At 40.0% G+C, this 25980-nt stretch carries 18 protein-coding genes; 5 read left to right on the top strand and 13 right to left on the bottom strand.

The features are described from left to right. The first annotated feature begins 1 nt into the window (after position 1). On the top strand, positions 2–1417 hold the full coding sequence (locus B3E00_RS08340; protein ID WP_293889333.1) for a PLP-dependent aminotransferase family protein: 1416 nt from the start codon (positions 2–4) through the stop codon (positions 1415–1417). Between the two features lie 256 nt (positions 1418–1673). On the opposite strand, the gene B3E00_RS08335 is transcribed toward B3E00_RS08340, so the two are convergent. The 6 genes from B3E00_RS08335 to B3E00_RS08310 all read right to left on the bottom strand — a co-directional run bounded on the left by B3E00_RS08335 (position 1674) and on the right by B3E00_RS08310 (position 9904). After that, on the bottom strand, positions 1674–3317 hold the full coding sequence (locus B3E00_RS08335; RefSeq protein ID WP_293938031.1) for a PepSY-associated TM helix domain-containing protein: 1644 nt from the start codon (positions 3315–3317) through the stop codon (positions 1674–1676). 6 nt (positions 3318–3323) lie between these two features. Beyond that, positions 3324–3602, bottom strand: coding sequence for a hypothetical protein (locus B3E00_RS08330; protein ID WP_293884226.1), 279 nt, complete (start codon positions 3600–3602; stop codon positions 3324–3326). A gap of 372 nt (positions 3603–3974) precedes the next feature. After that, complete coding sequence (locus tag B3E00_RS08325) at positions 3975–6383, bottom strand: TonB-dependent siderophore receptor (RefSeq protein ID WP_293938029.1); 2409 nt, start codon at positions 6381–6383, stop codon at positions 3975–3977. A gap of 113 nt (positions 6384–6496) precedes the next feature. Then, positions 6497–7213, bottom strand: a complete 717-nt coding sequence (locus B3E00_RS08320) for a DUF4198 domain-containing protein (protein ID WP_293938027.1) — start codon at positions 7211–7213, stop codon at positions 6497–6499. 378 nt (positions 7214–7591) lie between these two features. Beyond that, positions 7592–8404: an MBL fold metallo-hydrolase gene (locus B3E00_RS08315; RefSeq protein ID WP_293884232.1), complete on the bottom strand. Its 813-nt coding sequence runs from the start codon at positions 8402–8404 to the stop codon at positions 7592–7594. Positions 8405–8476: 72 nt separating this feature from the next. Continuing rightward, positions 8477–9904, bottom strand: a complete 1428-nt coding sequence (locus B3E00_RS08310; RefSeq protein WP_293938025.1) for an L-serine ammonia-lyase — start codon at positions 9902–9904, stop codon at positions 8477–8479. Between the two features lie 215 nt (positions 9905–10119). Here B3E00_RS08310 and B3E00_RS08305 point away from each other — a divergent pair, with 215 nt between their 5' ends. Further along, complete coding sequence (locus tag B3E00_RS08305; protein WP_293938023.1) at positions 10120–11667, top strand: glycoside hydrolase family 10 protein; 1548 nt, start codon at positions 10120–10122, stop codon at positions 11665–11667. Between the two features lie 94 nt (positions 11668–11761). Here B3E00_RS08305 and B3E00_RS08300 read toward each other — a convergent pair whose 3' ends face one another. Together B3E00_RS08300 and B3E00_RS08295 are read right to left on the bottom strand one after the other, a co-directional pair. Continuing rightward, the gene (locus B3E00_RS08300; RefSeq protein WP_293938021.1) at positions 11762–13468 is read right to left on the bottom strand and encodes a glycoside hydrolase family 3 protein; all 1707 of its coding nucleotides are present in this window, start codon (positions 13466–13468) and stop codon (positions 11762–11764) included. Between the two features lie 264 nt (positions 13469–13732). Continuing rightward, the gene (locus B3E00_RS08295; RefSeq protein WP_293884240.1) at positions 13733–14275 is read right to left on the bottom strand and encodes a TetR/AcrR family transcriptional regulator; all 543 of its coding nucleotides are present in this window, start codon (positions 14273–14275) and stop codon (positions 13733–13735) included. A gap of 217 nt (positions 14276–14492) precedes the next feature. Here B3E00_RS08295 and B3E00_RS08290 point away from each other — a divergent pair, with 217 nt between their 5' ends. Beyond that, on the top strand, positions 14493–17234 hold the full coding sequence (locus B3E00_RS08290; protein WP_293938019.1) for an outer membrane beta-barrel protein: 2742 nt from the start codon (positions 14493–14495) through the stop codon (positions 17232–17234). Positions 17235–17274: 40 nt separating this feature from the next. Here the strand turns inward: B3E00_RS08290 and B3E00_RS08285 are convergent, their stop codons facing one another. Both B3E00_RS08285 and B3E00_RS08280 read right to left on the bottom strand, forming a co-directional pair. Then, complete coding sequence (locus B3E00_RS08285) at positions 17275–17949, bottom strand: response regulator transcription factor (protein ID WP_209578461.1); 675 nt, start codon at positions 17947–17949, stop codon at positions 17275–17277. A gap of 124 nt (positions 17950–18073) precedes the next feature. Beyond that, positions 18074–19507 carry a sensor histidine kinase gene (locus B3E00_RS08280; protein WP_209578459.1) on the bottom strand — a complete coding sequence of 478 codons (1434 nt, stop codon included), beginning with the start codon at positions 19505–19507 and terminating at the stop codon, positions 18074–18076. A gap of 119 nt (positions 19508–19626) precedes the next feature. Here B3E00_RS08280 and B3E00_RS08275 point away from each other — a divergent pair, with 119 nt between their 5' ends. Further along, a complete protein-coding gene (locus B3E00_RS08275) occupies positions 19627–20991 on the top strand; it encodes a DUF4270 family protein (protein WP_209578457.1) in 1365 nt (454 codons plus the stop codon). 3 nt (positions 20992–20994) lie between these two features. Then, positions 20995–22017, top strand: a complete 1023-nt coding sequence (locus B3E00_RS08270; RefSeq protein WP_209578456.1) for a Kelch repeat-containing protein — start codon at positions 20995–20997, stop codon at positions 22015–22017. Positions 22018–22462: 445 nt separating this feature from the next. Here B3E00_RS08270 and B3E00_RS08265 read toward each other — a convergent pair whose 3' ends face one another. The 3 genes from B3E00_RS08265 to dnaG are packed head-to-tail and all read right to left on the bottom strand — an operon-like array spanning position 22463 to position 25891. Beyond that, positions 22463–23491: a glutaminyl-peptide cyclotransferase gene (locus tag B3E00_RS08265; protein WP_293884252.1), complete on the bottom strand. Its 1029-nt coding sequence runs from the start codon at positions 23489–23491 to the stop codon at positions 22463–22465. A gap of 30 nt (positions 23492–23521) precedes the next feature. After that, positions 23522–23878 (bottom strand): YraN family protein, encoded by a 357-nt coding sequence (locus B3E00_RS08260; RefSeq protein WP_209578453.1) that lies wholly within the window; start codon positions 23876–23878, stop codon positions 23522–23524. Positions 23879–23887: 9 nt separating this feature from the next. Continuing rightward, positions 23888–25891, bottom strand: a complete 2004-nt coding sequence (gene dnaG, locus B3E00_RS08255) for a DNA primase (RefSeq protein WP_209578451.1) — start codon at positions 25889–25891, stop codon at positions 23888–23890. Between the last annotated feature and the right edge of the window lie 89 nt (positions 25892–25980).

Genomic DNA, 25980 nt, shown 5'->3' with positions numbered 1-25980 from the left:
GATGGAACAGCAACTGTTATATAAAAAAATAGCCAATATTGTCGAGAACCAGATCAAAAATGGTTCTTTGGTCTATGGCGATCGTTTGCCTTCTGTCCGCAGCGCTCAGAAATTATACAATGTAAGTTTAAATACGGCAAAAAGTGCCTATATGGAACTAGAGAGTCGATCGCTCATTGAATCACGGCCAAAATCAGGCTATTTCGTTAGCCGGTCTGGGCTTCGTCGGATGGCGATTCCCTCCATTTCTACCTTCAAAATCGACGAAAAGAAACAAGATCCCGCGGCATTGATCGATAAAGTTTTCCACTCCTTGGAAGACAAGGAAATTACACGCTTTTCACTGGGTTTACCGAGTGCATCATTACTTCCGATTCAGAAACTCAATCGATGCATTATAGAGTCGGTTCATGACCTGCATGATTATGGTGATCAATATGGACAGGTACAGGGAAGTCCGAGCTTGCGGAAAGAAATTGCCAAATGGTCATTGGTACTTGAAGGAAAAATAAGTGACGAGGATCTTATTATCACGTCGGGTGCCATGAATGCCATCTACAGCTGCCTTCGTGCCGTCACTAAACCCGGCGACACCATAGCGGTGGAAAGCCCCCTTTATTTTGGTTTTATTCAGGCCTTTCAACTACTGGGTCTCAAAACCATCGAGATTCCGACCCACCCTATTACGGGAATTGAATTAGATGCCCTGAAAAAAGTTATTCATAAAATTGATGTCTGTTGCTTCGTTACCAACTTTAGCAATCCACTGGGTGCGCTCATGCCCGATGAGCATAAAAAGGAACTCGTCAAACTGCTCGCACACTACCATATTCCATTGATTGAAGACGACCTGTATGGAAACATCTATTTCGGTTCGTCACGGCCCAAGCCGTGCAAATATTTTGATGAAGAGGGACTGGTGATGTGGTGTGGATCATTTACCAAAGTATTGGCGCCAAGTTTTCGGCTTGGATGGGTTGAGCCCGGGCAATACAAGGATAAAATCCTAAAACAAAAACTCATACAGACGATTTCGCAGCCTGCTATTTATCAAGAGGCGGTTTCCAAATTCTTACAGATCGGCAGGTACGACCATCACCTCAATAGCTTCAGAAAAAAATTGTACAGCAATTATGTCAATTTTAGAAACAGCATTGAGGCCCATTTTCCGGAAAACACAAAAATGTCACAGCCTGAGGGCGGATTTGTACTTTGGCTAGAACTAGATGCTAAGATTGACTCAACGATGCTCTACGATTATGCCCTCAGACAAAAGTTGAGCTTTGCTCCCGGAAGAATGTTTACACAGCACGATCAGTTTAAGAATTGTATTCGGCTCAACTATGCCGTAGACTGGAACGAAAAGACGGCACAGGATCTGATGCGCCTTGGGCGATTTTTCAAGGCCGTATTGTAAGAGGAATACCATTGGGACCTTCTTTGGGAAATCTTACAACTTTTCCATCTCGGCTCAACTCCGTATCAAATATTTCCGCGATCATCAGTTTGGTATCATTGGATAAGAATTGTTCTGCGCCGTGAGTAGTTTATCTACCAGGATCTGACCTTAGAGGTATTTGACCCGTATCCAATACACGTTTCAAGGGCACTTTGTGAGCGCGCTGAGAATTAAAAAAACGAAGTATATTTACTCGCAGAGAAAAGAACCCTTGCTAACGAATAGTTTCAAAGAATTTTTTGGTCTTGTTATAGGCGATTATACCAATAATGCCTATCATAAGCCATAAAAAATCGACGACAAAAATATCACGTTGTCCATTGTGAAACGTATCCCAAATCCAGCTTCCGGTCATAAAACCGTTGACTAATGGGATAAAAAATGCTAAGACACTTCCAATCAGCAAGGTTTCGCTATTGGTTCTTCTAATGCTTTTTCGAAGTATATAGTACAGAGAAAACAGCAACCAACTGTAAAAATACACCCGATAGATAAAGTCCTGATTGACTGCTGGGCTCAATTTGATTGCAATGAAAGCCAAGGCTGTGACAGGCAGCATCGTCAGACATATAGCGGTAAAGATATTGGCTGCCCAGAAATTGAATTTTCGTTTTCGTGGAATTACATTGTTTTTGTCACGCGCAACTAACCAGATTAATATACCTGAGATAATGACCAGACAACCCATAGCTCCCAAAATAAAGTACACCATCTTAAGCGGATAGCCTCCATAATCGCCATAATGCAGCCGATATATAATGCTGCGGACCCCGTCTGCATAGGTAGCTTCGCTTACAGGGGATTTTTCGGCAACAATTGTATTATCGGCAACTCTAACGGATAATATACCCGATCCGGCAAAACTTTTATTAAAATGCGGCTCAAGCTCCATGACAACATGCATATTGGAATCTGCGTAATTTTTGATCGTGATGCGCTGAAAATCGGATTCTGGCCATTTATATTTTGCCAAATCCAAAAATGGAGCGATCTTAACATGTGCATCAAGGGGCTTATAGGTATAGGGGAAATTTATATCCGCACTAACACCTATATCTTGATACATTTTTTGTTGATCACCGTCATAAAGCAGCTTACTAAGTGGTAAAGCCAATACCGAATTGATAATCAAAAAGGTTCCGGTCACGGCGAAGATAAATTGAAAAGGGAAACCAATAACACCTAAGGCAGTGTGCATATCGGTCCATACTGTTTTCCATTTGCTGAAAGGCCTGAATACAAAGAAATTTGACACAATCTTGTCCCAATGTAGCAGTAACCCAGTGATAAGAGCAAATAGAAAAATAAAAGCTGTTATGCCTGCGATAAGATAACCAAATGGTGCTATGCCTACCCTAATCGGTACTTGATTAAGCTGGGCCAAGAAATGTAAACGGAATAAAAACTCTCCCATATCATAATTCTGTACATAATCACCATATTTTTTATTGGCGAAATTGTAGGTAAAGTTTTTCGAATCATCCTCTCCTCCTCTTCTTCGGCCATTTTTCTTTGCAGCTTTTTGTTCGGGCGTTATCTTGGCTAAATTTTCTTTGTTTATGATTGTGTCGTTAGATGCACTCAGTGCTACGTAAGCTGCTGTGCCTTCGCGGTGCATATAAAAGGTAATATCACGTCCGTGTAAATTGGTCTGTCCCTTAAGTGAATCTAGCAATCGGTCAAAGTTTTGATGATCTTCACGGTAGGTTTTATAGGATGTATTATTCTGCCAGGCAGCAATTTCATGTCTAAAAAATGCAAATGAACCCGCAAAGAATATCACATAGAGGATAGCACAAATGGTAATGCCACTGATGGTATGTGTATTGAAGTAGATATTATAATTTCGGTTATTCATGACGAATTACAGTTTAAAGAAATAAGGCAAAGAGAAAATTACTGCCAAAAGCAAGTATATCCCCCATATCTTCCATCCGCTCTTAGCAAGGAAAGCCAATAAGAGCAGTACCGCCCATAATAGATAACCGGTGAGACACGCTGTAGCAACAACATCTTTTTTTTCAAAAATATGTGTGACTAAGACATGAAATGAGAGCATCACAATATAACCACCGACAAAACCGGCTGTAATTTTCAGGAACCGTTGAAAGGGTGTACTGAGGTATTTTTTATTAGCAGGCATATTTTATCGGTTAGGAAATCAACAATTCAACACAAAGGCTAAATAAATAGAGGCCCAAAATCGGATACAATTTAAAATAGCGATATGGATTCAATAAAACCACGAGACTCATCATACACATGAAATAAGCAAAAAAAGCAAAAAAGCCTGCTCCGAAACCTTGCAGATAAAGCAAGGCGGCAAAGGGAATGAGTAGCAGCAATATGCTTAAAATGCGCACAAACTTCGTTTGTGCGCACATTTTTTCTAGCCATGGTGGTCTAGGCCCAAACTTTACTTTTTTACTTGAACTGTAAAAAAGATAGGTTCCACAGAGTATCACGATTAGCAATGTACTATACATCGGTTCTATATTTTATCTAGATCGTTTGTTTAAAACTTATAGGTAACTCCCATACGGAAATTACGTCGCGCTTCTACGATATAGGTATAATAGCTCACACTTTCTGCTATTTTAGCATTTTTTGCAGTGATAGAGCCTGCTGTAAGCAGCTTTCTATTGTCCAACAAGTTATTAACCATTATAGAGATATTATATCTCCCTTTTTGGTAACTAATACCACCATCGGTTCGCAAATAATTCTTGAAATTACTTTCTTTTGTGGTTCCGATAGCACGATCAAACATTCCTTGAACGCTACCTGTAAGCCCAATTCCTTTTAAGAAACCATTTTGCAAACGATAAATCACCCAAGCGTTAGCAGTATGCTTGGCTGTATTTGGCGTAATATTACCGATTGTTGTCTCTTTTGTATCCTTTGAGATTTTGGAATCAGTCAACGCATAGTTGGCGTTGACACTTAACCCTTTTACAATCTCTCCAGTAACATCAAATTCAATTCCTTTTGTAGTTGTCTCTCCGAGCTGTTTTGAATAATATCCACCATTGGGGTTTGGATGTTCAGAATCTTCAACTAATGCATTTTTACGTTTGATCTGATAAATGCTCAAGGTCGAGATCCACTTCCCTGCCCCCCATTCTTTCTTAACACCTGCTTCAAGGCTATTGCCACGAATTGGCCTAAATGCATTTCCTTGCCAGTCTGTTCCAGAAATAGGCACAAATGATTGGTCGAAAAGACCATAAACGCTCATAGAAGAAATTATCAAGTAGTTCAGTCCTACCCTAGGGCTCCATACCTTATCTTTAGCCGGGTCGCCATTTGTTTTTGACACGACATTTGACGAGGTAAAGCGCAATCCCAAAGACATTTTCAAACGATCATCCAAAAATGCCATTTCGTCATGGGCATATAGAGAAGTATATGACGAACTTGTAATGTATGATTGGCTTTTAGCGCGTTCTTTAATACTTAAAGTTCGATCTACCTTTGGAAAAACATCTTCTGGGATACCATACACTGGATTATAAACATTCAAGGGGTCTCCAGGAATGACAGATAACAATGAACTAAAATCACCCCAAAATTTCTTATTCCCATAATCCACCCCCGCCAAGATCCTGTGTCTAATATTTCCCGTCCGTTCTTCACCATTAAAGGAAAATTGTCCAAATTTATTTTCACCATGCTCATCAGCTGTACTATAATACCTAGGCATACTTCCCTCTGCTGTCATGTAGTTCAACCAAGTGCTCGTCGCCTTCATATCAAAATTAAAATAAGCGGCTTGAGCATGGAATTTCCATTTATCATTTAATTTCCTATCAAAATAAAGATAGGCGCTATGATCTCTCAGCTTGCCAGGTTCCATTCCTGGATCACCATAGAAAAAGTCATTTGCAATTCCTGGATCAGCAAACTCCTTTGGTGAAAACGTATAGTTTCCATTGCTTAGATATGAAGATCCCTGAAAGGTATACTCCGCTGTAATAGCTGTCAGTGAATCGATATTATAAGTCAATACAGGAGCCACTACAAGACGGTTACTATTATTATATTTGGTAAAGAACTTTTTTTTCTGTCCTGCTACATTCAGACGATAAATCAACTTATTGCTTTTAGTAATCCTACCGTCCAAATCGACAGCCCCCCGATACAAATCAAAACTACCTGTATTTAGCGTCACCGACCCTTTAGTATTCCCTGTTGGTTTCTTGGTAACAACATTATAAAACCCTCCTGGCTCGCCATTCGCCAGCATAAAACCTGCTGGTCCTTTTACAAACTCGATTCGTTCGATCATGCTCGCATCTTCGGCAGTTGGTCCCCAAGATGCCTCGATATTCATACCGTTACGAAATGCCGGAATCTTAGATCCGCGCATGCGTATGTTAGCATACTGATTGTCCCAGTGACCTTGGCGTGTAGCCCCGCTAATATTCCGGGTGATACCATCGACAATATCGAATACTTGCTGATCGGCCATTAAATCGGATGAAATAACCTGTATATTCTGTGGCAACTCCAAGATTGGTGTTTTAAGACGCAAAGACCCCGATATACTATCGAATTTATAGTGTTCATAGTATTTACCATACACAGCAACTTCATCAATTGCTTGCGATTGGTCCTTTAATAGGATGGGGCCTAGGTTTTTAGGTACATCTTTCACGTTCACTTCCATCACGAGCTTGCCGTAACCGATCGCCTTAATCTCCAAATGGTAGGTTTTCGAAGCAAGCTTATCGAAGATAAAGTGTCCTTCACTGTCAGTGCTTGTCGTTACACCAGTATTAGTCAATTTTACGGTCGCTCCGGAAATGGGCTCAGATTTTTCATTGATAAGAAATCCTTCAATAACTTTGTTCGTCTGTGCCTGCGCAACAGAAAAAACCGAACTTATCAAAGGAATGGCTAAAAAGGATAAAGATTTATTCATGAAAGTAGTATGGTAGATGTTTTTTTTAGATCTTTCTTTTTTCAAAAGGATCCATTACTGTTTCGATGTTTCAAATGGATCCTTTAATTATTCAGTATATTTCGGGTCTGCAGCTATTTCACGGTAATAAAAGTCGTACTACCCTGCCATGCTGATGCATAGGGTTTCCCCTCATGTTCACCCGCAACCTCCGCAAAGGTACTTGCTTCCAAAACATAAGGACCCGACCAGAGGGCATCAAATGTTAGCAGGCCATTCTCATCGGCGACAAACTCTTTCCCCCAACCTGTCGCAGAAAAAACGGATACTTTGGCTTGAGGCACAACTTTGCCGTGGCTAGTAATCTTTGCTTGCAAGCTTTGACCTTTTTTTAAGTTATTCGCTGTAAGCAGTTCAATCTGCAATGGATTTTTTACGACGCTATAATCAAGTACTGTCGGTTTTCCAACGATAACCGGTACAAGCGAAGAAAATTCATATTTCGTTTTACCACCCAAATCTTTAGGTGCCTTGACAATGGATAGAAAATAGGTTCCGGTTACGTCAGGTTGAAATGAGCCGCTAAAATGATCACCTTTATTCGTCAGCTGAAGTTTGATGGGTTCTTTTCCAGGAGTATGCAACATTAGTGAGAAGTCCTTCACGTCGGAGTACCATTTGTCAACCTGGTCTCTTTCGTTTGTTGCAAATTCACCGTAATATACTTTTACTTCATGGGCTTGGTTGAGTGTCCCATAAGAAGATGTTTCAATCCAGAGTGCGTGTGCATAACCATTATTACTACACAGCAGTACCGCTAAAAAGGTAAAGAATGAAATTAAAATTTTCATAATATGTTGATTGATGTTTAGTTTTTCTTCAACTTATTATGGGAGAATTCCAGGTTTTGTTGGAGTCCAACAACGAATAAATGATAAAATTCGTTATCTTGTAAATTCTTCCATATCGTATATCGGGAGTAACTGATACAGCATACTGTTTCAGTCACCTACATGCAGTTGCCGCTGTATGTAGATTTGTACCATGTAATAGATTGCCGTCTATTGCATGGTATTTGTTAGCCGTCTTTTATTACACCGATGTAATTTAGACTGATTAAAAACAGAGCAAATATAACAGGAAATCTTTTTAAATCAAGTATATTTTTTATTTTACAGTATTTTATCTTCTTGGGTTAAGAAAAACTGCGAAGCGAATGGAGTTAAAGTTTAAGAAGAAAGAGCCACAGGCATTGAAAACGCAGCTAAATGTTGTTCGAGCACATGTTTCAGATCGAACAATTCAGTTTCCTGATATCGTGTTGCGACATGGAGCTTGATGCGTTCGCAATGCGGTTCGAAAGTTTGCTGTACAAGATCAACCGTATTGTTTTCACCGGAGAGGTGAGTGAGAATAAGATGTTTAAGACGTTTTGTTTTATGGGCATTAAACAGTTCAACGGCGACCCGATTTGAAAGATGGCCCCATCCACTACTAATCCTGTTTTTAAGAAAATAGGAATATCGGCCTATCCGCAACATATCTTCATCATAATTTGATTCCAGAAGCAATACATCCGAATGCTGGATAACATGTTCTACATTTTCACAGGGCCGTCCTATATCGGTCAATATACCAATATTGTATGTGCCATCCGAAACAAGAAAGCTGCACGGTTCTTTGGCATCGTGATATTTGGGAATACCATACACTTTGAGCCCTCCTATTTCGACAACTTCATCGTGATTTATGATATGTACCAAATGAGATGGAAGTTGCAACCTGGTACCCTCATAACTACCTTTAGTGATATAAACTGGTAGATTATACTTTTTAGCGAATACGGATAGCCCCCTTATATGATCAGAATGCTCGTGTGTAATGAAAATTGCTTTGATCTGCGTGGGTAAAATACCCAAATTATACATCCGAAGGTGAATATGTTTACTGTTGATACCAGCATCTATCAAAATGGCAGAATCGTCTTTAGCGACATAATAACAGTTCCCATTACTTCCGGAGGCGATTGCGCAATATTTCATTCGTAGAATTTATTTTTAAGAATATATATTATCGCCTCAAAGATACAAAAAACAAAAAGACTCAGACAATCATTAACATTCCGGCAAACTCAAAGGAATATTGACGGCAAGTCCGCCATCGGCTGTTTCTTTATATTTAGCGTTCATATCAAGAGCCGTCTCCCACATCGTTTTAACCACAGTATCCAAACTAACCTTTGCTTTATCCGGATTCGATTGTAACGCCAACTGTGCTGCAGTTATCGCTTTAATAGCCCCCATCGTATTGCGTTCAATACATGGGATCTGAACCAATCCGCCGATTGGATCGCATGTCAATCCAAGATGATGCTCCATGGCAATCTCGGCAGCCATCAATACCTGGCGCTGCGATCCACCCAGCACTTCGGTCAACGCTCCGGCAGCCATGGCCGAGGAAACGCCGATCTCTGCCTGACAGCCTCCCATTGCAGCAGAAATAGTTGCATTTTTCTTAAAAATTGAACCAATTTCAGATGCCGTAAGGATGAACTGTATAATTTTATTTTCACGCATTCCGTCGTGGAATGTAATATAATACTGCAATACAGCCGGTATAACACCTGATGCACCGTTAGTAGGAGCTGTCACCACACGTCCGAAAGATGCGTTTTCTTCATTGACGGCAAGTGCAAAACAACTTACCCAATCCAGAATATATTGAAAGTTTTGTCCTCCTTCGCGAATTGCGCCTACCCAAGATGTATAATCTTGATAGGTACGCCCTTGCATTAACTTCTTATTTAGCTTAGCCGCTCTTCTTTCAACATTTAGTCCCCCGGGCAATGTCCCTCCTGTATGGCAGCCCCGGTAGATACACTCCTGTATCGTTTGATAAATAGTTAATACCCCCGCCAGCGTTTCGCTTTCTTCACGCCATGCACATTCATTTTCGAGGACCAGCTCGGAAATTTTCAATCCGGTTTTCATCGTCCAATGCAGGAGTTCCTGCGCAGTATCTACAGGAAATGGAAGGTCTACTTCCGATAAAACACCTTCGGTATCATTTTCTTGCACGACAAAACCGCCACCTATAGAATAATAGGTTTCACTAATTGCTTTCCCATTGGATAGAAAAGCCTGAAAAGTAACAGCATTCGGATGAAAAGGCAAGCTTTCAGCATATAAAAAAAGTAAATCTTCTGGGTAGGAAAATGGAATGGTTCGTTCCCCAGCGACTTGGAGTTTACCGCTTGCCTTGATATGGTCCACTTTAGGCGTAACTTGATTAACATCAAAGGTGACAGGATCATCTCCGCTCAATCCTAATATAACAGCAATATCAGTACCGTGCCCAGCCCCCGTCTTAGCTAAAGAACCATAAAGCAAAATTTTAACCTGTTCGACCTCGTTTAATACACCATTTGACTTGAGCACAGCGGTAAATTGCTGCGCCGCACGCCACGGTCCTAAGGTATGCGAACTAGAGGGTCCTATACCAATCTTAAACATATCAAAAACGGATATTTGTTCTTTGCTCATAATTTTTTTTATTGCGGTCAGCCGATCAAGTCACTGCTTTATTAAAAACCGCATCTAAATTAGTACAAATAAAGTACAATGTTACCTGCAATTGCATTATTATCAATTTGAAAACCAAGCTCACGTTCTTTTAGCAAGTATCCAACAAACATCTTACATTTTTTAGCGAAAAAGTAAGAAATGCTTCCCTATCTTTGTTGGCTATAATTTATAGGATGACGGGAAAAACAGTTTTATATTCTTTTTTTACATTTTTTATTTGTTTCTTTTCGATTAGATCGTATTCTCAGCAGCTCCCTAAGCGGGAGTTTCGCGGTGTATGGGTTGCAACGATAGGTAACATAGACTGGCCCTCCGTAAAGGCTGGCAATAATGTTGCAAAGCAAAAACAGGAATTCATCGATTTGCTGGACCAACATCGTAGTGCGGGACTGAATGCGATTATTCTGCAAGTGCGTCCTGCAGCAGACGCCTTCTATGCAAAAGGCAGAGAGCTTTGGAGTAGATACTTAACCGGAAAACAGGGATTGGCGCCTTCTCCATTTTATGATCCTTTGGAATTTGCAATCAATGAGGCTCACAAGAGAGGAATGGAACTTCATGCCTGGTTCAATCCGTATCGTGCTTCAACTACGTTAAATCCCGCTCATTTTTCGGAAGACCATATTACCAAGCGTCACCCTGAATGGTTCTTCACTTATGCCGGCAAAAAACTTTTCAATCCGGGGATTCCCGAAGTACGTAAATACATTATTGATGTGATTATGGATGTGGTTAAGAACTACGATGTAGACGGGATCCACTTCGATGACTATTTCTACCCCTATCCTGATAACAGAAATACGCCTGTACCGGATCAGATTACTTTTGGTCAATATAATAATGGGATTGAAAAAATTGACGACTGGCGACGTAACAACGTCAACCTGTTGGTACGCGACCTTGGTGTTGCTATCAAAAAGGTAAAGCCCTATGTCAAATACGGTATCAGTCCTTGTGGTGTATGGGACAACAAAGAAAACAATAGTGCTGGCTCGGAGACCCGTGGACTGAGTGCTTATCGGGAGTTATATGCTGATGGTGTCAAATGGATGCAGGAAGGTTGGATTGATTATATCAATCCGCAGATCTACTTTCCTTTCAAAAATCGAGCAGCGGCGTATGAGATCTTAGTTGACTGGTGGCAGAAACACACCTATGGCCGCCATTTTTATGTGGGCCATGGAGCTTATCGTGTTACCGAAAATAAGATCGGCTGGACAGACCGAAGTCAAATTCCGAGACAGGTACGTCACTTAAGGGCGGAACACAATGTGGAGGGAAGTATTTATTTCAGTTCCAAATCGCTTACTGATAACCTTGCTGGATTGCAGGACTCTATGCGGAATGACCTATACCGAAGCCCTGCTTTACCGCCTGCGATGCCTTGGTTAGACAGTATTCCACCGAATGCACCTTTTGGTCTTTTAGTGAAAAAATCGCCCAATGCTAAAATGAACACCCTATTTTGGCAAAAGCCAGATATGGCAAGCGATGGGGAGTCTGCTTATGGTTATGTAATCTATCGATTCAACCTCGATGAAAAAGTCGGTATCCAGGATCCGGGAAAAATTATTTTTATCACGTTTGACGGAGATAAGCTTCAGTATACCGATGACGACATCAAACCGCACCAACAGTATAAATATGTCGTGACGGCAATAGACCGAATGAAAAATGAAAGTAAGCCGTCTGATAGTAGGACAGCCATCGAAGAGAATTAAACCAACCCTTAAAAAAACACCTCTTCCTAAATGGTTTTGCTTTGCAGGGAGACCATTTTGGGAAGAGGCACTTTCGGATGTGATGCTAAAAACTTTATTTGCCCTGCCCGTATTTAAATTTCTTATTAATTGTTACAGGGAGCTTGCCTTTGGGGATATTTTGCCCTAAAATCGTTTTTACTGCTGCTTTCTGCATGAATGCATCATTCTGATAGGCAAGCAAAATGGTCTTCGCCTTTTTCGCTGCTTCAAAACCATCTAATGCATAAGCGTTAGTGAATAAGGTCAAGATTGATTTTTTTGCAAATTTCTTCATCAACCCTTGCACATCTTTATTCAACAGCATCGTTGGGCGTGGACGAAGTCTTGTATCGTGTACAGCGATAATAAACTGCTTATTCTTTTTAATTTCTTTTGTCAAACGCTTAACGTCATCTTTACTCATGCTATCGGTAATGAAATATTGTGTTTCATTGGTCAGCGCAGCTCCTAATTCATTTTGAAAAGTTTGGTTGGCGGTGATTCCGATATTAATAATAGCAGTGGGTAAATCATGTTTGAATGACTTCAATTTGTCTGTTGAGTTCAATGCGGTTATTGCTGCATTTGAAAGTTCATCAATAAGCTGAACTGCCGAGGCACGGTGTAATTCACTATATAGATTCTGTAAGGCAGTCGCCTGGTATTTATCTAAACCAAGCCATAGTTTAGCGGCGAGCACTCTTTTGACGCGCGCATCAATATCCGCCTGAGCAATACGTCCCTCTTCAATCGCTTTTAATATTAAATCGATTGCCCTTTTGCTATTTTCCGATACTTCAAGTAAATCATGGCCTGCAATAATGGCCTGTACATCGGCTTCACCGTTTGGAAAAAATTTCTTCACACCTTTCATGTCCATTGCATCTGTAACGGTTAGCCCCTTGAAGCCAAGTTCATTACGTAAAAGATCGGTAACAACCTTCTTGGAAATAGAGGATGGCATATTAGGAGTGTCGTCCAAGCTCGGAATATTCATATGAGCCACCATAACAGCGGGAGCACCAGCTTTGATCAGCTCTTTGAAAGGATACATTTCAAGGCTATCCAATCGCTTTTTATCAAAAGGGAGCTGCGGCAGATCGTAATGGGAATCTACGTCGGTATCTCCATGACCAGGGAAATGTTTAATGGAAGCCAATATTCCACCATCCACCATACCGTCCATATAAGCCTTTGCCTTTTGGGTCACATTATATTTATTGTCACCAAAAGAACGGATACCTATTACTGGGTTTTTGGGGTTATTGTTGATATCGACGTCGGGGGCAAAATTAAAATGCATGCCTATGCGATGGAAATCTAAGGCAACCTCACGTCCCATACGATAGATCAACTGGTTATCCTGCACGGCGCCTAATGTCATTTGATAAGGGAATGACAAGGTAGAATCCGGCATGCGCATACCCAACCCCCATTCGCCATCAAATGTCATCATTAAAGGAACCTTAGCTAGTGACTGATACCGATTAAACATCTCTACATGTCGTACTGGACCTCCCTGAAATACGACCAGCCCCCCCAAATGCTCGTCTTGTACCACCTGTGCGACGGAGTCAATATACTTTTGCCCCAGATTGGTGTGTGCTCGAACTAAAAATAACTGAGCAACTTTTTCTTTTGGTGTCAAAGTATTGAATACCGAATCGACCCATTCATGCTGAGAGTTAATATAGCGCACAAAATCTTTTTTATCCTGAGCTTTCAAAAAAGGAATTGTGCCGACTAGTGCCAATATTGCCAGACCGAATTTTTTGAACATAAATTAGTTTGTATAATGTATTTAAAATACTAAGAACGCTATTATTTTGGAGAATAAGAAATTGTTTTTGCAACAATTTTATATAAAAACGCATAAAACGGCATTCCTGTAAGATCATCAACAGTAAAAAACTTGCACAAGATTTGGAGGACCAGCAAAAATACTGACGCGATGGATTAAGGGAATAAAACGCGCGGCGACAATTGAATCACACAATTAACGAAACAGTATTTTGGGCAAAAGCCAATCACTGAATTTTATATGCTAAATCAGGTTATACTTTTTCTCTAAAAACAGGGTCAGTTCCATGGTATTTTCCAATTCTCCGATAGCTTCTTTCTTCCATAGGGTATCTATGATCAGTAATAAGAATTCAGTTTCAAACTCAGGACTTTCATAACCTAATTCTTTAAAAGCACGATGAATAATGGGCTGGACCGGTTTCATAAACTGTTCATGCTGCTGTTTGGAAAATGGATGATGAGACAGACGCTCCTGCAATCGCCAAAATATGGGTTCTGCACTCACCAGCTTACTTGGGAGATTGATCATTGTCCGCAGAAATTCCTTTGGTTCACGATAGGTCATCATGCCGCGGTGATGGGTAAGCACTTTGCGATAACCTGATTTAATCAAATAAACCAACAACGCATCTTTGTTTCCAAAATGTTTAAAGATCAAGGCTTCAGAGACTCCAGCATTTTGGGCAATGGTTTTGGTAGAGGTATTCGTATAGCCTTGATCTGAGAAAAGCAGCAATGCTTCTTTCATAATACGCTCTTTTCTACTCAAAACACTTTCTTTCATCTTTTATTTCTTTTATCAAAACCATATAACACTACAGCTGCTATACGGTTTTGTTTAGCTGACTTTTAATTCCATTGCAAATATATCTAATCTTTCCATTCCCTTGGGGGTATTGTAACCAAAATGATAATAATTCGTAACAAATAGTACCCTATTTTTGACAAATCAATTTATGTAACCATTAACCGAATATCAAAACACATTCGCTGCTCAATCTATGAAGATCAACTTGTGGACTATCTCGATCCTAGCGATCAGTATGCTGTTATTGGGAAAAAATGTCTTAGCCCAGCACTATATTATGGGTACGCTGCTGGATGATAGAACATCGCACCCTATCCACGCTGCAAGTATCACGTTCATCGCGGTGAAAGATTCAATTAAATTTCAGGTTCCTACAGATATTTTAGGCAAGTTTAGCAGCAGCAAACTTTCCGACGGCGACTATTTGGTTACGGCACAAGCAATGGGCTATACGACAGACTTTCGGCGCGTAAAGCTGTTTGGTAAAACCGTTGACCTTACGTTTAAACTCAGTAGCACTGAAATTGTATTGGATGAAATCAACATCGCTGCGAGCAGTATACAGGTTAAAGGGGATACGCTTGAATTTGATACCAAGAGGTATGTTACACAAGATTTTGCAGATGCAGACGAATTGGTCAAACAGATTCCTGGAGTTGAAATTGATGACGACGGCAATGTTAAAGCTCAGGGTGAGTCCGTCAATAAGATTATTATTGATGGTCGGGAGTTTTTCAGCACAGATCCTAAAGTCGCGTTGAAAAATCTTCCTGCCGATGTTATTGCTAAGATCCAAATCATCGATGATAAAACAGAACAAGCGAAATTTAGTGGGTTTGATGATGGAAAACGGATGAAAGTGATCAATATTGTCACCAAACCCGATAAAAGAAAGTCCTATTTCGGTAAACTCTCTTCAGGGGCAGGTCCTGACCGAAAATATGCCATCAATACACAGGTAACCAAAATGAATTCTAAACGGCAATATTCAATTGACATCAATACCAACAATGTCAATCAGCCCAATGGTTTTGCGACCCGGGGAAACACAAGAGGTCGTACCGGACAGGGAGTGACGACACGTTTCAATGCGGGGTTTAATTATTTGGACCGTTTTTTTGATGACCGAATGGACTTCAATGCAAATTACACCTACAATTATACCGACAACAATGTACTCAGCCAAAGCAAAACAGAATATACTGCAGGCAACCGGGCCAACCAAATCAACAACCAGAATCAATTTAACAATACTTACAGCAACAACCATGCGCTGTCAGTCCGCGCGAACTGGAAGATAGATTCCATTCAAAAGCTGGACTTTCAACCTAATTTCTCCTATCAAAATAACGACAGGAACAGTAGCTCTACGGGCAATACCTTATTAAATCTTGCCGAGATGCTAAATAGTTCTGACCGCAGGAATAAGAGCTTTGGAGAAAATTTCAATTGGGGTGGAGACCTCACGTATATGCGAAGACTTAACAAACCCGGTCGCACGATCAGTTTTAATATCAATGGCTCATTTAGCAGCAATAAAAGCCATGCTGAAAATTTCGCGCTAAACTCGTATTATAAAGATGGGCTATTCAGCCGGGTCGATACGGTCAACAACAGAAATTATTCCCTTGGTGACAATAATGGTTTTCGTTCCAAAATTGCCTATACAGAAATCTTAGGTAAATATTCCCGAGTGCAGGGGAATTATACTTTTCGGAATACTGCACGTTATTCGGACCGGAAGACCTATGAATTCCTAGCTGAAACAGGTCAGCTCGGGGAATTAAAAAACCGTCTTTCCAATGAATTTCGAAATGATTTTGTCTACCATAGCGGTGGTGTCTCCTACTTATTTAGCAAAAAAGACAGCATAAGGTTTCAGATTGGCTTAGATTATCAGACTGCAGCGCAAGTCAATGACAAATTATTCCCCAATACGCTGACAACAAAAAGCCATTTTACCAGTCTGCTGCCTAATCTGAACTTCCAATATAATTTCAATAAGGACACACGGGTCGAGTTTCGGTATAATGCAAAGACAAACACACCTACAATTGAGCAATTGCAGGATTTTATAGATAATCAAAACCCGCTTCGTATCAGCTCCGGAAACCCAAATCTCAAACAGGAGTATGACCACAACCTTGTCGTGCAATTCAGATCGATAAACAAAGGGACTGGCAAAAGCTTCACCTCTGATTTTACAGCAGATTTTATTCAACATAAAATCTCCAATACCATTTTCACCACAGATTCGGCATTTACAATCACGGAGGAAGTCGTATTGGGCCCCGGAGGACAGTATATCAGGCCCGAAAATTTCAATGGAGTTTATAACCTGAAATGGCAGAACAGTCTTGGGTATCGCTTTGAACCGTTGAAGCTCAACTTCAACCTGAACAACAATATGTATTTAAACCAGAATTACACTTTGTTGAATCTCGAAAAGGTCAACGCGCAAACATATGGAATAAGTCAACGCGTCAGCGTCAATACAGCATTCAGTAAAGACGTTATCATTGGATTGGATTACAATGGAAATATAGCATTTTCCAAGAACTCAGCAACCGATAAATCCAATTATTCGGTCTATAAGCATACCATCGGTAATTCTATCGCCTTGACTCTACTGAAGACCTGGACGCTCAATTCAACGCTCAATTACCTATACAATAGTAGTATTCTGAATTCACCGAGTACAACAAGTTTGCTATGGAACGTTTCTTTGGGGAAAAAACTATTTAAGCGCAGGAACGCCGAAATCAATCTCACGGTATTTGATATTTTTAATGACAATAAAAACATCAATCAGCAGGTCAACGATCTTTGGATACGTGTTTCGCAGTCCAATGCCATTACGCGATACGCAATAGTAAGTTTAACCTACCATATTCGTGGACTTAGCGAAAAGTCGGGCTTGAAAAAGCGCCGTTAGCCACAGTACTCTTGATATCAATCCACGTGGAACACATCAGTCAATCAACGGTAAGCATATACCCCACTCCTCTGACATTGGTAATCTTTATCCGATCATCTTGGCTAAGGTATTTGCGTATGCGGCTTATAAACACGTCTAAGCTCCGCCCCGTGAAATACTTATCATGGCTCCAATAGGCCCGCATGATATCCTCTCGTGGAATGACTTTATCTTTCTGTTCGTACAGCTTCCGCAGCAGTTCACTTTCGCGGAAAGACAACTTGAGTACCTCCCCCTGATAAGTTAACTGATGTTTTAGGCTATCTAGGCTATAGTCTCCGATTATCAGTTTCTGACCGAAGAGCATCTTTGGGCTATTTTTTAATAAGGACTCTATACGCACAACCAGTTCTTCGATCTTAAACGGCTTTTTGACATAATCATCTCCTCCCAAACGAAACCCACGTACAACATCTTCCGTCTGCACTTTGGCGGTCAAAAATATAATGGGTATTTGGGTATCTGATTCTCTTATCTTTGTCGCCAATGTAAATCCATCCATAACAGGCATCATCACATCGACGACCAGAATATCCGGCCTTGCTTCTGTAAACGCTTCCAAGGCCTCGTGCCCATTACTACAATGGGTGACATGGAAACCATTGGCTTCTAGGCTATCGGCAACGATCATTCCGAGACTTGGCTCATCTTCTACATATAAAATTTCAATCATAGCGTAAATGATTCAATCAAAATATATTTTGGTGCTGTTTCAAAAACCCTTTTAATGCAATCAACTTGAAAACAGCCAATTAAATAATGACATTTGCTTTCAGACATATATATATCACTACTTACTAATGAGGTAAAAGAATACGAAAGGTACTTCCTTTGCTAAGCTCACTGTCGACAGTAATTTTCCCATCGTGTCTTTTTACCACCTGCTTGACATAGGCAAGTCCCAAACCAAATCCCTTTACATCGTGTAGATTACCGGAAGGAACCCGAAAGAACATATCAAAAATCTGATTATGGTATTCGGAGGAAATCCCTTTGCCATTATCTGTAATACGAATATGGACATTTTCCTTCATTTCCTTTACTTCCACCTCAATATAAACTTCCTGTCCAGCATATTTTATCGCATTTTCAAGCAAATTATTGATCACATTTTTTAAATGGGCTTCATCGCCATTGATCATGATCTTACCCGGTATCGCAATAAGGTTAAAATCAACTTTTTTAGTTTTATTCAGCTGGGCAACTTCGATAGCTCCTTTCACCATGGCGACAAGATCGAAATCCGAACGCTGCAGAACAATCCCTCTAGTTGCGTCAATATCCATCTGAAGCACCTTTTCGATCATATTGGATAGATGTTCCAGCTCTCTTTTGGAAATATTCAGATACCGGTTCATCTTTTCCTTATCATCCTTTACACCATACATTTGTATAGCTTCTATGGCTGCCATTACAGTAGATACAGGTGTTTTAAGCTCATGTGTCATGTTATCAACAAAGTTTTTACGCAGTTCGGCCATCTTGTTCTGATTGAGAATCGTCTTCATCAGATAGAAGAATGTCCCTAGCAATAATCCTATCAAGAGTAGTGCAATAAGTAGCTGCCAACTTAAGCTATACAAGAGATACTTCCAGTCTTCTTGGAATTTGATCACTAAAAATTCATTTTTAAGCGGGTTGACAAGCATAGGTCTCGTCCAAGCGATATTTGCTTCACGGTACTTTCGGCGAACGTCTTTGATCTGATCATGAGGAATCGTAACAATAGCCATTTCAAATGGTACTGATATGCTCTTATTGTTTAAAGATTCTTTGAATTTTCTTTCGATCAAATCGAGATTTGCAGTATTCATATCAAAGTCACGGAATAAAAAGGGCGGAATGATTGCGCCCTGTCCTTCGCGATCTTTAGGAAATATTTTTTCTCGTCTATTGTGGCTCTCGCGATCAAAACGCTTGTTTTTAGGCGGATCTAGGCTTACACGTTGCAAGGCTTTGTCGAGTTCAGCAGCAGGTAGTAATGATGAGAGCTCGCGTTTAACCTCTTGCAGCAGATGATTGCGGTCGGCCTCCCGCCCATCCAATTGCCGGTCACCATTGCGAGCCTGATAGGCTTCCTGAACTGCGTTGAAGAGCGAGCGCTCAGCGGTGGATAGAAATAGATCCCGACGATTTGTATAACTTCCATAGAGCCAAATCCCCAGAACTACAGTAATTCCTGCCCCGATTAAAACGATCAAACTGATCAGTAATTTAAATCTTCTACCCATAACTAAAACAAATTTAAATTACTAGATTTGCAATCGCTGTGGTAATTAACCATATTTAACAAAATATAACACTGATTAACAGTTGTCATTGATTACTTTTGCACTATTCAAAAATTAATATGATTAAAGACTTCAAGAGACGTAGTATACAATTTTTACTTCCACTTTTTACATTGGCCACTTTTGTTGGTTGTAATAAAGACATTTCGCTCTCATTGGATAGTTCAAGAGACGAAACAATCGGTTTAGTACCTATTGATACCGTTTCCGCCAAAGTTTCTACTTATCAATTGGACGATATCCCCACTTCCGCTACCGGAACTATGCTTGTCGGGAAAAATAGTAATGCAGTTACAGGCAGTATGAAATCGACGGCTTATATGCGACTCGGCATTGGAACGATAAGCAGTGCTTCTATCCCTGATGATGCGGTATTGGATTCAATCACTTTAGTATTAACGCCAAATAAATACTCCTATGGTGATACTACGCAGGTACAAAAGATTTCGGTACACCGTGTAACAGAAGAAATTACCCAAACACAGATTGATCTCACCAAACCTGTTGATGAACGTCCTGTTTTTGTCACCTCAGCTGCAATATTCAGCAAACAAAAGTTTGCATATGAAAATACGCCATTGGCAGAACTTACTTTTAAACCGCGGATACAATCGGCAGACTCTTTGTTTTTCAGATTCAACAGTACAATCAGCAATGAGCTGTTTACGATGATCAAAAATAATGACAACCGGATTCAGAACAGCACAAGTTTTCAAGAGTATTTTAAAGGCTTAGCACTTGTACCAGACAACAGCACGGCGTTGATAGGATTTAAAGATACCGTATTTTTACAGGTTCACTATTCGTTTCTGAATAATGAAGGTACCAAGTCTGTTGGTAAACAATATTTCTCCATTGATAATAAATCTTATCAGTACAATCAAATTGAATCGGATCGCTCGGCAACAAAATTTGCGCCGATGACCTTAGCAAATCCCCAACTTGCCAGTGAAAAGACCGATGGAAATGTATTTTTAGAGGGATCAACTGGTGTTGTAGCAAAAATTGAATTTCCAACGTTATTGGAATTGGTGAACAATCCATCAATAGCAATTAATAAAGCTGAGCTTGTTATAGAAGTCCCTAATGGATCTGCAACGATTTTCGACCAGCCTCAAAGTTTGGTTCTGATGGTTGCTAGTAATAACGGTAATCCGATTAGTCTATTAACTGCACCTTATTCAACAACAACTCAACAAGCACCATTAGTGCGCGGAAATGATTTTGGTTCTAATGGTTCATACTCGTTCAATCTGATTGAATATTTAACAAAAATTAAAACAACGGCATACAATAATACTTCATTATATCTATCTTTACCAACATCGGGTTTGTTTTCAACTGGAAATAGGTTAATATTGGCAAAAGATAATGAGAATGATCCTAAAATTAAATTAAACATCCTTTATACTAAATTTCAATAATTTATGAACAAGAAAAATTGGCTACTCGTTTTATTAGCTTTTGTATTTACAGTTACAACTTTCTCTTCTTGTAAAAAAAGTGACGACAGCACAACCAAATCAGACGAATGGTTTGCGAAAGCTGCTTTTAAAGGGCCACAAACTTCATCTGCTGCTAGCTTTTTAATAAATAACGTTGCATATGTTACTACTGGTCTAGCAAGTAATGCTGGTGGTAAACCATTTCGTGTGAAAGACACGTATGCTTATGACGCTGCATCAGATACATGGGCTGAAAAAGCTCCTTTCACAGGTGTCGAGAGAAACGGTGCCATAGGTTTTTCCATTGGTAATATCGGTTATGTTGGTGGCGGTAATGACGGGACAAATAACCTAAAAGATTTCTACAAGTTTGACCCTACAGCTGATAACGGAAAAGGTGCTTGGTCAAGTATTGCTCCACTTCCTATTGCCTTATCAAATGCAGTAGCTTTTACCTTAAATGGTGCTGCTTATGTGGGAACAGGAGAAACCGTCATTAATGGCGGAACAACGAATACGAATGAGTTCTACAAATATGATCCAGCAGCTAACACATGGCAGGCAATCAGTGATGCTCCATTTTCTGCAAAAAGAAAAGCAGCATTTTCTTTTGTTGTCGATAATGTAGCCTATGTAGGTGGTGGTATATCTAACGGTTCTTACCCAAAAGATTTCTACAAATTTGACGGAAGCAAATGGACTAAATTGAATGACCTTAACAGAGCAGATGATTCATACACTTATGATTTGACTCGTTCAAATGCGTCTGCTTTCGCAATCAATGGTACTCCATTTGTTGTTGGTGGTTACAAAAATGCAGTTATTAATAGCACATGGAAATATAATATTTCTGGTGACTATTGGACAAATGATAACGGCGCATTTGCTGGTTCTGCACGTCAGGATGCTGTTGGTTTCGCGGTAGGAAACAACGGTTACATTACTACTGGACTAAACGGTTCTTCTCGTTTTGATGATACATGGATGTTTACTCCGATTTATTAATCGCAATAAAATCATTATAAAAAAAGGAATGGAGTTTAAACTTCATTCCTTTTTTTATTAAAAGTAGTGGTCTCTATTGACTAAAAAGTATATGAAGCTAACTTTCGATATTGCTACGATACCATCTGAAACAGCTTATTATATCCGGCAACCACTATAGAAATAGCATGATTTCCTCTATTCATTAGTATTTCGTAGGCCAGACACACTGTTGAGGGCGAGTTTCTTTCGCGCTACCACTTAAACTTATCAAACCATCTACTTCTCTTTTAGTAGTTTAATATACAAAAGACGGAAATTAAAACTAGACACATTTCCTCTATAGCGCAAAGAAGAGTAAGAACAAAAAAATCCCTGCCATAACTAGTTGGCAAGGATTCTGATTTTATATAAGCTTACACGACTATCAACCTTCAAAATAAGATCAAAATAGAAAAAAGCTTATTTATTTTTCAACGGTTTTGATTTCATACAACGTATTCCATAGCTTACCTGTCACAAATAGGCGTTTGCCCACCTCATCATAAGCGATGCCATTCAATTCATTATCGTAAGCAGACGTATGCTCATAAATGCCCACCAAATTAATTCGCCCCTCTACTGCTCCTGTTTGTGGGTTGATGATAACAATAACATCTTTCTGATAGACATTTGCATAGACTTTGCCGTCTATATACTCCAGTTCGTTAAGTTCATCCACTGGGCCGGCTTCGTCGTAAACTCCGATAGCATTCAACTCCTTACCAGTTGTTGCATCTAAAAAGTATAACTTATTGGAGCCATCGGATTTAATCAAGTGTTGTCCATCGTAGGTTAGACCCCAACCTTCCTTACTATTTTCATATTTAAAGGAACTTTCTTTTACAAAAGAGTTTTTATCAAAGACATACCCTTCTCCTTGTTGCCAAGTTAACATAAATAACTTATTACCAACCAATGTCATTCCTTCAGCGAATGTCTTTTCATCAAATTTAACCTCTTTCAGTACTTTACCTGTTTTTAGATCAACTTTTCTCAGGTTAGACTCTCCATAGCGCCCATTCGATTCATAGAGAACACCATCTGCAAACTGTAGACCTTGTGTAAATGCTGTGGTATCATGCGGATATTTGTTCACTACCTCAAAACCATAGTTTTTTGCGCTTGCGGGTACAACGTAAAAGGTACTGGAAACAGAATCAGGTTTTCCGGCGTTGTATACCAAAGCGGAAATATTACGTGTACCATAAGACATGTCCTTTGTATCTACTGTAATCGCCGTGGTGTCGGTTGATGAGCCCACATGTTTATCATCTACAAAATAAGCTACAGAGTCCATTGTCACTGATTCAAATTTCAGTTTCAATTGCACTTGAGCACCTTTTAAAACAGCTTGATTTGCTCCAGGAGATGCAAATTCCAAACTGGATTTTTTTGACTTACAAGAAGCAAAAGCAAGTGCTGCAATTGCCATAAAATAAGTGATTTTTCTCATCTATGTATAATTATTTATAAGTACGTATTCTCAACTATCCCAAAACGCATCTTTGATATAATTGAGTTCAACTTTGGGGGCTCTCGTTATGGCGACAACATCAAATCGAAGCTCACCGATGTAATGGGTTTTAAGGATATAAGCCTGGGCCGCACGAATCAGTCGACGTTGCTTTTTTATATCTACAAATTCGTAAGGTTCGCCGAAATCAGTTCCCGACCGTGTTTTAACTTCAACAAATACAAGTGTATCCTTGTCCCTCACGATCAAATCTACCTCTAAATTCTTAAATCGCCAATTTCTTAACACTATTTTATAGCCTTTCTCTACGAGGTATTCCATCGCCATTTGTTCACCCCAGTTGCCCGTTTCAAGATGCTTGGCCATATCAGTTGATCACTTTACAATAGTATTTCCCAGAAACCCACCCAACAACCTTTCTGCTTCTTTTAGCTTCTGATATTTAAAAATAAGGACTTCCAAATTTGCCTCATCTTTTTCGTGTTTCATCTCTTCACGAATATGATGCATTTCGGTTTCAATTTTACGTTTTTTAATTCGATAGATCGCCGTAACAACAAGCGGTTTTAAATGCTCATATTCATGCGTTACATAAATTTTACGCTTATCGTCGTTCCAATTTTCACTAAGCGAATATTTACTGGCAACACTATTAATTGCCAAATCCGAGATTGACGGATCCGGGTTCGAATAAAACTGCTTGGCATCAGGAATCTCGTACTTTGCTGCAGCCTCTCGATACACTTTCAAAATATAAGCTGCGGCTTTGTCTTTAAACTCAATGTCGCTTATATTTCCCAATAATACGCCTGCAACAGGAATATCTCCATCGCCTTCCCAAGTAGCTAGATAGTCACCATAGTTGATTAAGATACGTACAATCTCACGTTCCTGGAGAATTTCCGATGTCAGCTGTGCCGGCTGCTCAATGGGCTCCATAGGGGCAACTCCGCCTCGCTCATCGTCAGTCATAAAGAAATCCGGAGGCGGACCATCCATTCCAACATGCGACATGCCGGCGTTTGGCAGTGAGCTTTGAGGTTTCCGTGCTGCATCCTTATCTGCTTTTCTTGCCCTATTTAGTCTGATTTTATTGAGCTCGGCCAATAAAATCCGCTCTTCGATATCCAAAAGGCTGCTACATTCCCGGATAAAAACAGATACCTTAATCTCATCTGGAATCAATGCAATACTTTCGACTACATCACGAATTACCTCGGCCCTCTTTATTGGGTCATTATTAGCATCGCGAAGTAGAATATTCGTTTTGTAAAAGATAAAGTCCTGCTGCTTGGATTTCACATAATCCTTAAAAGCTGCGGCACCAAACTTCTGCACGTAAGAATCGGGGTCATTTCCATCAGGAAAAAGCAATACCTTAACGTTTAAGCCTTCTTCGAGCAGCATATCTGTACCCCGTAGTGAGGCTTTGATCCCTGCTTCATCCCCATCATAAAGTATGGTCACATTTTTTGTGAATCTGGAAATAAGCTTGATCTGACCTGTTGTCAACGAAGTTCCCGAGGAGGAAACAACATTTTCGACTCCAGCTTGATGTACCGAAAGAACATCTGCATACCCCTCTACCAAGTAGCAATTATCCTCTTCCATAATTGCCTTCTTGGCAAAATTCAATCCATACAGCACATCGGATTTATGGTAGATTTCACTTTCAGGAGAATTTACATATTTGGCAATCTTTTTATCTGTCTTTAGCGTCCGCCCGCCGAAGCCAATTACACGGCCCGTCAAGTTATGTATAGGAAACATAACCCGACCACGAAAGCGGTCATACAATGATTTATCGTCACGTTCAATGGCCAGGCCACTTGCTGCTAAATAATCGGGATGAAAACCGGCCACTTGTGCCTTGTCGACCAATGCTGTCCATTCCTCCGGCGAATAGCCCAATTCAAATTTTTTAATGATATCCTCAGTGTAGCCCCGCTCCTTAAAGTAGTTGAGTCCAATGACCTGCCCCATTTCAGTTTTCCAGAGCTGTTCGGCAAAAAACTTACCGGCCCACGCATTCAGTACATACAGGCTTTCCCTTTTATCTTGTGCTGCAAGCTGAGCAGGAGAACGCTCAACCTCTTCTATTTGAATCGAATATTTATCGGCTAAATAACGGATGGCCTCCGGATAAGAAAACTTTTCCAGTTCCATCACAAATTTAAGGGAATCTCCACCAACACCACATCCAAAACACTTATAGATACCCTTCGAAACAGATACGTGAAAGGAGGGTGTCTTTTCATGATGGAAAGGGCAATTTCCAATCAAAGACGTACCCCGTTTCTTTAAATCAACGAAGTCGCCCACCACCTCTTCTATCCGTGCTGTTTCCAGTACCTTGTCAATAACTTCCTGCTTTATCAAACCGTTTGCTTTTTAATGTAAAATTAGATAAAATGTTTTAAAAAGCTTGCCAATATATTGAATGGCACCATCAATCTGCTTGTAAATTG

Origin of the sequence: Sphingobacterium sp. UBA5996 (genome assembly GCF_002429765.1) — a bacterium.
GTDB lineage: Bacteria > Bacteroidota > Bacteroidia > Sphingobacteriales > Sphingobacteriaceae > Sphingobacterium.
Note: the sequence above shows the minus strand (reverse complement) of the source record. Positions and strands in the feature narration are given on the sequence as shown.

Bases quoted from the DNA above. Each gene is read 5' to 3' on its own strand.
- B3E00_RS08270 (WP_209578456.1), top strand. From the start codon at position 20,995: ATGAACAAGAAAAATTGGCTACTCGTTTTATTAGCTTTTGTATTTACA.
- B3E00_RS08300 (WP_293938021.1), bottom strand. From the start codon at position 13,468: ATGTTCAAAAAATTCGGTCTGGCAATATTGGCACTAGTCGGCACAATT.
- B3E00_RS08340 (WP_293889333.1), top strand. From the start codon at position 2: ATGGAACAGCAACTGTTATATAAAAAAATAGCCAATATTGTCGAGAAC.
- B3E00_RS08335 (WP_293938031.1), bottom strand. From the start codon at position 3,317: ATGAATAACCGAAATTATAATATCTACTTCAATACACATACCATCAGT.
- B3E00_RS08260 (WP_209578453.1), bottom strand. From the start codon at position 23,878: ATGGCCAAGCATCTTGAAACGGGCAACTGGGGTGAACAAATGGCGATG.
- B3E00_RS08265 (WP_293884252.1), bottom strand. From the start codon at position 23,491: ATGAGAAAAATCACTTATTTTATGGCAATTGCAGCACTTGCTTTTGCT.
- B3E00_RS08310 (WP_293938025.1), bottom strand. From the start codon at position 9,904: ATGAGCAAAGAACAAATATCCGTTTTTGATATGTTTAAGATTGGTATA.
- B3E00_RS08275 (WP_209578457.1), top strand. From the start codon at position 19,627: ATGATTAAAGACTTCAAGAGACGTAGTATACAATTTTTACTTCCACTT.
- B3E00_RS08290 (WP_293938019.1), top strand. From the start codon at position 14,493: ATGAAGATCAACTTGTGGACTATCTCGATCCTAGCGATCAGTATGCTG.
- B3E00_RS08305 (WP_293938023.1), top strand. From the start codon at position 10,120: ATGACGGGAAAAACAGTTTTATATTCTTTTTTTACATTTTTTATTTGT.
- B3E00_RS08315 (WP_293884232.1), bottom strand. From the start codon at position 8,404: ATGAAATATTGCGCAATCGCCTCCGGAAGTAATGGGAACTGTTATTAT.
- B3E00_RS08285 (WP_209578461.1), bottom strand. From the start codon at position 17,949: ATGATTGAAATTTTATATGTAGAAGATGAGCCAAGTCTCGGAATGATC.
- B3E00_RS08330 (WP_293884226.1), bottom strand. From the start codon at position 3,602: ATGCCTGCTAATAAAAAATACCTCAGTACACCCTTTCAACGGTTCCTG.
- B3E00_RS08280 (WP_209578459.1), bottom strand. From the start codon at position 19,507: ATGGGTAGAAGATTTAAATTACTGATCAGTTTGATCGTTTTAATCGGG.
- B3E00_RS08325 (WP_293938029.1), bottom strand. From the start codon at position 6,383: ATGAATAAATCTTTATCCTTTTTAGCCATTCCTTTGATAAGTTCGGTT.
- B3E00_RS08295 (WP_293884240.1), bottom strand. From the start codon at position 14,275: ATGAAAGAAAGTGTTTTGAGTAGAAAAGAGCGTATTATGAAAGAAGCA.
- B3E00_RS08320 (WP_293938027.1), bottom strand. From the start codon at position 7,213: ATGAAAATTTTAATTTCATTCTTTACCTTTTTAGCGGTACTGCTGTGT.